At 74.4% G+C, this 6,955-nt stretch carries 7 protein-coding genes; 1 reads left to right on the top strand and 6 read right to left on the bottom strand.

Annotated elements, in window-relative coordinates; genetic code table 11:
- Window positions 1-81 precede the first annotated feature (81 nt).
- The 4 genes from RIN80_RS12490 to RIN80_RS12505 all read right to left on the bottom strand — a co-directional run bounded on the left by RIN80_RS12490 (window position 82) and on the right by RIN80_RS12505 (window position 4,472).
- Complete coding sequence (locus tag RIN80_RS12490) at window positions 82-1,272, bottom strand: MFS transporter (protein ID WP_309095640.1); 1,191 nt, start codon at window positions 1,270-1,272, stop codon at window positions 82-84.
- Window positions 1,273-1,338: 66 nt separating this feature from the next.
- The gene (locus RIN80_RS12495) at window positions 1,339-2,454 is read right to left on the bottom strand and encodes an AI-2E family transporter (RefSeq protein ID WP_309095641.1); all 1,116 of its coding nucleotides are present in this window, start codon (window positions 2,452-2,454) and stop codon (window positions 1,339-1,341) included.
- Between the two features lie 97 nt (window positions 2,455-2,551).
- Window positions 2,552-3,220, bottom strand: coding sequence for a peptide-methionine (S)-S-oxide reductase MsrA (gene msrA / locus RIN80_RS12500; protein WP_309095642.1), 669 nt, complete (start codon window positions 3,218-3,220; stop codon window positions 2,552-2,554).
- Between the two features lie 133 nt (window positions 3,221-3,353).
- Window positions 3,354-4,472: a hypothetical protein gene (locus tag RIN80_RS12505; protein WP_309095643.1), complete on the bottom strand. Its 1,119-nt coding sequence runs from the start codon at window positions 4,470-4,472 to the stop codon at window positions 3,354-3,356.
- A 163-nt stretch (window positions 4,473-4,635) separates the two neighbouring features.
- Here RIN80_RS12505 and RIN80_RS12510 point away from each other — a divergent pair, with 163 nt between their 5' ends.
- Window positions 4,636-5,790, top strand: a complete 1,155-nt coding sequence (locus tag RIN80_RS12510; RefSeq protein WP_309095644.1) for a cystathionine gamma-synthase — start codon at window positions 4,636-4,638, stop codon at window positions 5,788-5,790.
- Window positions 5,791-5,807: 17 nt separating this feature from the next.
- Here the strand turns inward: RIN80_RS12510 and RIN80_RS12515 are convergent, their stop codons facing one another.
- Window positions 5,808-6,056, bottom strand: a complete 249-nt coding sequence (locus tag RIN80_RS12515) for a hypothetical protein (protein ID WP_309095645.1) — start codon at window positions 6,054-6,056, stop codon at window positions 5,808-5,810.
- A 46-nt stretch (window positions 6,057-6,102) separates the two neighbouring features.
- On the bottom strand, window positions 6,103-6,606 hold the full coding sequence (locus RIN80_RS12520; protein WP_309095646.1) for a sigma factor-like helix-turn-helix DNA-binding protein: 504 nt from the start codon (window positions 6,604-6,606) through the stop codon (window positions 6,103-6,105).
- Between the last annotated feature and the right edge of the window lie 349 nt (window positions 6,607-6,955).

Consider the following 6,955-nt stretch of genomic DNA (forward strand, 5'->3'; position numbering starts at 1 on the left):
TGTGCGTGCGGTGGGGGCGGTCGCGCCGCGTGGTGTGGGCGGGCAGGGCGTCGCGTCCGCCGGGTGGGTCAGCCGCCGTGCTCAGGCCGCCGCCCGGACCGGCCGCCGCAGCAGGTACACGGCGGCGGCCGAGACCAGGGCGCCCATGCACGCGATGAAGACGAGCCCGGCCCCCTCCAGGCCGATCGGGCCCGCCAGCAGTCCCACCCCGATCACCGGCACCGAGATCCCCGCGTACGCCACCACGAACAGCGTCGAGATCACCGCCGCGCGCCGGTCCCCCGGCGAGGCCCCGGCCACCGCCGACAGCGCGGCGCGGAACGCCAGCCCCTGCCCGACCCCGCCGGCGAGCGCGCTCAGCACCACCAGCGCGAACAGGCCCCAGTGCAGGGCGCCGGCCAGCAGCAGGAGCCCGGCCAGCAGCCCGGCGCAGCCCAGCGGCAGCGACCGCGCCACCCCCACCCGTCCGGCCACCAACTGCCCGGCCGTCGAGGAGAAGAAGGCCAGCGCGACGACCAGTCCGCTCACGGCGTGGTCGCGCAGGTCCAGCGACTCGGCCAGGAACGCGGGGCTGACGGCCGTGAACACCCCGAACAGCGCGAACCCCACGAACGAGGCGGTCGCCGCCGGCCCGAACACCGGGCGCACCTGAGCGGGCAGGGCGGGCCGTCGCGGCCGTACCGTGCGCGGCGGCCGCGACTCCCGCACGGTCTCCGGGAGGCGCAGCAGGGCGGCGGCCGAGGCGGCCACCAGGACGAGATGGACGGCGAACGGCAGGTACAGCGGCCAGGGGGCGTACTGCGCGAGCAGCCCGGCGAGCAGCGGGCCGCAGCCCAGTCCGCCCATGTTGGCCGCCGTCGCCACGAAGGTGGCCCGGGAGGCACCCCCGGCGGGGGCCAGCTCCATCACGTACGCCGTGGCGGCCCCGGTGAACAGGCCGGCCGACAGGCCCGACAGCAGCCGTCCCGCGTAGAGCCAGCCCAGACCCGTCGCGCACAGGAAGCAGACGGCGCTCACCGCGGCGAACCCCAGGCCCCCCAGCAGCACCGGCCGGCGGCCCACGGCGTCCGAGGCGTTGCCCGCCAGCAGCAGCACACCGATGACACCGAAGGCGTACACCGCGTACACGACGGTGACGGTGAGCTCGGAGAAGCCGAACTTCTCCTGGTAGAGGGGGTAGAGCGGGGTGGGCAGCGTGGTGCCGGCCATGCACACGGCGAACAGCGCGCCGCCCAGCAGGCACCGGCGCCACCCGGGGCGGTCACGGTTCATGCCGCCGACCGTAACCCGCGGGCCGCCTCCGCCCGGCGCGGCGTGCCCGGCCGCCCGCGGACACGGCTACGACGGGACGGGTCCCGCGAGGTCCGGATCGTCCTCACCCGGTCCCGGCGGCGGGTCGGTGAGCTGCTCGCGGACGTAGCTCCACACCACCGCGATCAGCGCGGCGACGGGCACGGCGAGCAGGCTGCCGACGATGCCGGCGACGTTGCCGCCCAGCGTCACCGCCAGCAGCACGACGGCCGCGTGCAGACCGAGGCCGCGGCTCTGGATCATGGGCTGGAAGACATTCCCCTCCAGTTGCTGCACCACGACGATGATGGCCAGCACGATCAACGCGTCCGTCAGGCCGTTGTAGACCAGCGCGATGAGGACCGCGACGAAACCGGCGAACAGGGCGCCGACGATCGGCACGAACGCGGAGACGAAGGTCAGCACCGCCAGCGGCAGCACCAGCGGGACGCCCAGGATCCACAGGCCGAGGCCGATCAGGACGGCGTCGAGCAGGCCGACGGCCGCCTGGGACCGTACGAAGGAGCCCAGCGTGTCCCAGCTCCGCGCGCACACGACCGGGACGTCCGTGGCGAGCCGACCGGGCAGCTGGCGGGCGAGCCAGGGCAGGAAGCGCGGGCCGTCCTTCAGGAAGAAGAACATCAGGAACAGCGCGAGCACGGCGGTGACGACCCCGTTGACCACGGTGCTCACCCCCGTGACGACGGCGCCGACCATGCTGCCGAGCCCGTCCTGGGCCCGGGCGACCGCGGAGTCGAAGGCCTTGTCGATCTGGGCGTCCCCGATGTTCAGCGGCGGCCCGGCGGCCCACTCGCGCAGGCGCTGGATGCCCTCGACCACGCCGTCGGACAACTCCCCGGACTGGGACGCCACCGGCACGGCGATCAGCGCCACCACACCCGCGGCGACCAGCAGGAACAGCACGGTCACCACCGAGGCGGCGAGCGCGGGCGGCCAGCCGCGCCGCCGCAGGTACCGGGCGGCGGGCCAGGTCAGCGTGGTCAGCAGCAGCCCTACCACCAGCGGCCACACCACCGACCACATGCGGCCCAGCAACCACAGTGCCACGGCCAGCCCGGCCAACACCAGCAGCAACTCAGCGGACACCCGCGCGGATATCCGTAGCGCGATACGGGATCTGGAGGAACTCAGGGGCGCAGTCACGAGGGCACTTTATGGGGTGCCCGCGCCTCAAGTGACACACCGTGCCCTCCACGGCCCCCGCCGGCCCACCGCCGAAGCTCTCCACGCCCCCGCCGGCTCACCCCTCGGCCCGGGCCACGCCGATCGGGCAGGAGACACCGGTGCCGCCGATGCCGCAGTAACCGGCCGGGTTCTTGTCGAGGTACTGCTGGTGGTGCGCCTCGGCCGGATAGAAGGGGCGGTCCTGGGCCGGGAGGATCTCCGTGGTGACCAACCCGTGGCCGGATGACGTCAGAACCCGCTGGTAGGCGGCGCGGGACGCCTTGGCGGTGGCCTCCTGCCCGGCGCTGTGCGTGTAGACGGCGGAGCGGTACTGCGTGCCCACGTCGTTGCCCTGGCGGAAGCCCTGCGTGGGGTCGTGGGACTCCCAGAACGTCTTCAGCAGACGCTCGTACGAGATCACCGCCGGGTCGTACACCACCCGCACGACCTCCGTGTGGCCGGTCAGCCCCGAGCAGACCTCCTCGTACGTGGGGTGCTCGGTGTGGCCGCCCTGGTAGCCGACGAGGGTCGTCCAGACACCGGCCGGGAGCTGCCAGAACACGCGCTCGGCGCCCCAGAAGCAGCCCATGCCGAAGTCGGCGGTCTCCAGGCCCTCGGGGTAGGGGCCGAGCAGCGGGTTGCCGAGGACGGTGTGGCGGCCGGGGAGCGTGAACAGCGGCTCGGGGCGGCCGGCCAGGGCCTGCTCGCGGGTCGGCAGCCGGGGCGTGCGGCTGTACAGGAACATGCGGCCTCCAGCGGTCGGTGGCCCTCTTCCCGGCGGTCTCCGGTGAGGGCACGCCGCCCACGCGTGGGCGGCGTCCTGTTCAACCCGGCCCCATCTTCCGGAATTCCGGCGCGGAACCGGCCCGCAGCGGGCCTCAGTGCGGCAGGTTCGCCGGGCTGCCGCCGTTCGCCTCGTAGCCCGCCACGGCCAGCGCCCGGTACACCGCGAACTCCGCGGCCGGGTCGGCGGACAGGGTCCAGGGCAGGGCGCCCACGTGCCCGTCGATGTGGACCAGCTGGCTCATCGCCTCCGACCAGCGCTCGCCGCGGACCAGGAAGTACACCAGCAGGTGGCGCACGTGCGCCAGCATCGGGTCGTCGGGGCGCGCCGAGTGCACCGCGTGCAGCGCGCCGTGCACCGCCTTCGTGACGACCTCGGTCTGCCAGAAGCCGCTGACCAGCGTCACCTCGGGCAGGTGCTCGAACACCGCGAACAGGGGCATCGCCGCCAGCAGGGAGCCCTGCGGGGCCCGGGCCGCCGCGGCCTCCGCGAACGAGTAGGCCTGCTCACGCGAGCCGTGCCACTTCTCGCACCAGTAGTGCAGCGCGGCCAGGTGCGCCCCCATGTGGTTCGGGGCGCGGTCCAGGATCTTCAGCCAGAGCTGCTCGAAGTCCTTCTGGGAGTAGCCCAGGCCGCGGGCCACGGACAGCTCCACGATGTACGGGATCGGATCGCCCGGGGCCAGCAGCGCCGCGTCGCCGCACGCCGCCCTCGCCTCCTCCATGATGATCCGGAACTCGTCCGTGCCGGGCGACGCCGTCCGCCACGCCTGCTGCACCAGGAACTCGGCGTGCACCGCGGCGCCGCCCGCGTCCTTGGGGGCCTCCGCCCGCCACACCCGCAGCCACTGCCCGCCCGGCGACTGGCCCACCCCGCCGGGCCGCTGTGCGAGCTCCAGCGAGGCCGCCCCCGCGAAGGCCTGCACGCGCTGCCAGCGGCGCTCGCCCTCCGTCTCCGTGCCCGCGAGGAGCTGCTGGGCCGCGCGGTGGTCCTGCGTGCGCTGCACCACGTCCAGGACGTCCATCAGGTCCTGGTCGGGGCCGGGCATGCGGATGTCGAGCTCCTCCTCGCGGACGAAGCCGTAGTTGGCCGGGTCCGCGGCGTCCGGGTGGTCGGGCGAGACCAGCCCGATCGCACCGCGCCCGCGCCGCAGGAACGGGAGCAGCACGAAGCCCAGCATGACCAGTGCGAGCAGGACCCAGAGAATCTCCATGCCACAAGCGAACCAGACCGCGCCGACAATTGGCCAACCTGGTCCGCGAACCTGTGGAAAACCCGGCCGGGCTCCGCCCGCCGCCCTGTGGAGAACCCGGGCCGGGGCGCGGGCGGCCTCGTGCTCCGGCACGTGACGCGTCGGCGCACTACCCTCGGTGCCCATGAGCGACAGGCACATCAGTCAGCACTTCGAGACGCTCGCGATCCACGCGGGCAACACCGCCGACCCCCTGACGGGCGCGGTCGTCCCGCCGATCTATCAGGTGTCCACCTACAAGCAGGACGGCGTCGGCGGCCTGCGCGGCGGCTACGAGTACAGCCGCAGCGCCAATCCGACCAGGACCGCGCTGGAGGAGAACCTCGCCGCCCTGGAGGGCGGCCGCCGCGGCCTCGCGTTCGCGTCCGGGCTGGCGGCCGAGGACTGCCTGCTGCGCACGCTGCTCAGCCCCGGCGACCACGTGGTCATCCCCAACGACGCCTACGGCGGTACGTTCCGCCTCTTCGCCAAGGTCGTCGCCCGCTGGGGCGTGGAGTGGTCGGTGGCCGACACGAGCGACCCGGCCGCCGTGCGGGCCGCCCTCACCCCGAAGACCAAGGTCGTGTGGGTGGAGACCCCCTCCAACCCGCTCCTCGGCATCACCGACATCGCCGCCGTCGCCCAGGTCGCCCGGGACGCGGGCGCGAAGCTCGTCGTCGACAACACCTTCGCCACGCCGTACCTGCAGCAGCCGCTGGCCCTCGGCGCGGACGTCGTGGTGCACTCCCTGACCAAGTACATGGGCGGCCACTCGGACGTCGTCGGCGGTGCCCTCGTCGTCAGCGACCCCGAACTCGGCGAGGAACTGGCCTTCCACCAGAACGCGATGGGTGCCGTCGCCGGCCCCTTCGACTCCTGGCTGGTGCTGCGCGGCACCAAGACGCTCGCGGTACGGATGGACCGGCACAGCGAGAACGCCGCCAAGGTCGCCGACATGCTCACCCGCCACGCGCGCGTGACCAGCGTGCTCTACCCGGGTCTGCCGGAGCACCCCGGCCACGAGGTCGCCGCCAAGCAGATGAAGTCCTTCGGCGGCATGATCTCCTTCCGGGTCGAGGGCGGCGAGGAGGCGGCCGTCGAGGTCTGCAACCGCGCCAAGGTGTTCACGCTGGGCGAGTCCCTCGGCGGCGTCGAGTCGCTGATCGAGCACCCGGGCCGGATGACGCACGCGTCCGTGGCCGGCTCGCTCCTGGAGGTCCCCGCCGACCTGGTGCGGCTGTCCGTCGGCATCGAGAACGCCGACGACCTGCTGGAGGACCTGCAGCAGGCGCTCGGATAGTCAGGGCGCCGGCCGGGTCACCAGCCGGTGAGGGGTGGAGTCGTGTGCGACGGCGGCTCCACCCACGGCTGGGCCGTCAGCGCCCACACCGCGAACGCCACGGCCGCCGCGAACAGCAGCAGCCACAGGGTGCGGCGGGCCAGTGCCCGGCGCCGCAGTACGCGGGTGCCCCGGCGAACCGCCTCCGGGTGGATCTCGGGCGGCAGGGGCCGCTGCGCCCGCTCCAGGAGCCGCCGTACGGCCGCCTCGCGGTCGTTCCCGCTCATGTCCGCCTCCGGTCGCGGTGCGGGGTGCCGCCGCGGGCGGGTCGTCTCATGACGGCACCGCCTTCACGGCCTGCACGGCCGGGGCCGCATCCCGCGGGCGGCGCAGCAGCGTGGTCGTCGCCCGGTGGCAGATGGCCCGTACGCGCTCCGGGGACAGGCCCAGCAGGGCCGCCGCCTGTTCCTCGGCGACACCCTCGTAGAGCCTGAGCACGATGATCAGCCGCTCCTGCGGCGTGAGGACGGCCAGGGGGCTCGCGGGGTGCGGGCGGGAACGGACGAGCCCGCCGTGGTGGTGCCAGGCGCCGCGCGCGAAGCGGGTGGCCAGGTACTGGCGGGTGCGGTCGTAGGGATCCTCGCCGCGCAGCCCGTCCCAGCGCGCGAAGGTGTGGGCCAGCGACAGGGTCAGCAGGCGCCGCGCGCGCGGGTTGTCGTCCGGGGCCTCCGCGGTGAGCAGGGTGGCGGCATGCAGCAGCCGCCCGGCCGCGCCCGCGACGAACGCCTCGAACTCCCGGGCGCGACGGGCTGCCCGGTACGCGTGCCGCTCTCGCACCTCGCCTCCCGCCCGACGGCGCCCGACCCTCACCTGTCCCCGGCCGCGCACGGCGGGGACCCGGTCTCATATCAGGCCAGAGGCGCCCCCGCGGTCAAGAGCCGCGCACCCCCCGGCTTCCCGCCAGTGCGGGCACCGGCGGGAAGCCGGGAGGTACGCACCGACCACACGCGCGTGCCAGACCCGAACCGGGACCGGACCGGCCGCTGTCAGCCACCCGCACGCCCACCCCGCCCACGTGCCCACCACTCCCACGTGCGTGCGGCGGCCACCCGCCGGGCACGTGCCGGCACCCGGCGGTGGCCGCCACGCGCACGTGCCCGGCACACGCCGTGCCCTTCCGGCAGAC

Source organism: Streptomyces sp. (assembly GCF_031181705.1).
Taxonomy (GTDB): Bacteria; Actinomycetota; Actinomycetes; order Streptomycetales; family Streptomycetaceae; genus Streptomyces.

Coding starts and splice junctions, on each gene's coding strand:
- msrA (WP_309095642.1), bottom strand. CDS start 3,220: ATGTTCCTGTACAGCCGCACGCCCCGGCTGCCGACCCGCGAGCAGGCC.
- RIN80_RS12515 (WP_309095645.1), bottom strand. CDS start 6,056: ATGAGCGGGAACGACCGCGAGGCGGCCGTACGGCGGCTCCTGGAGCGG.
- RIN80_RS12505 (WP_309095643.1), bottom strand. CDS start 4,472: ATGGAGATTCTCTGGGTCCTGCTCGCACTGGTCATGCTGGGCTTCGTG.
- RIN80_RS12510 (WP_309095644.1), top strand. CDS start 4,636: ATGAGCGACAGGCACATCAGTCAGCACTTCGAGACGCTCGCGATCCAC.
- RIN80_RS12490 (WP_309095640.1), bottom strand. CDS start 1,272: ATGAACCGTGACCGCCCCGGGTGGCGCCGGTGCCTGCTGGGCGGCGCG.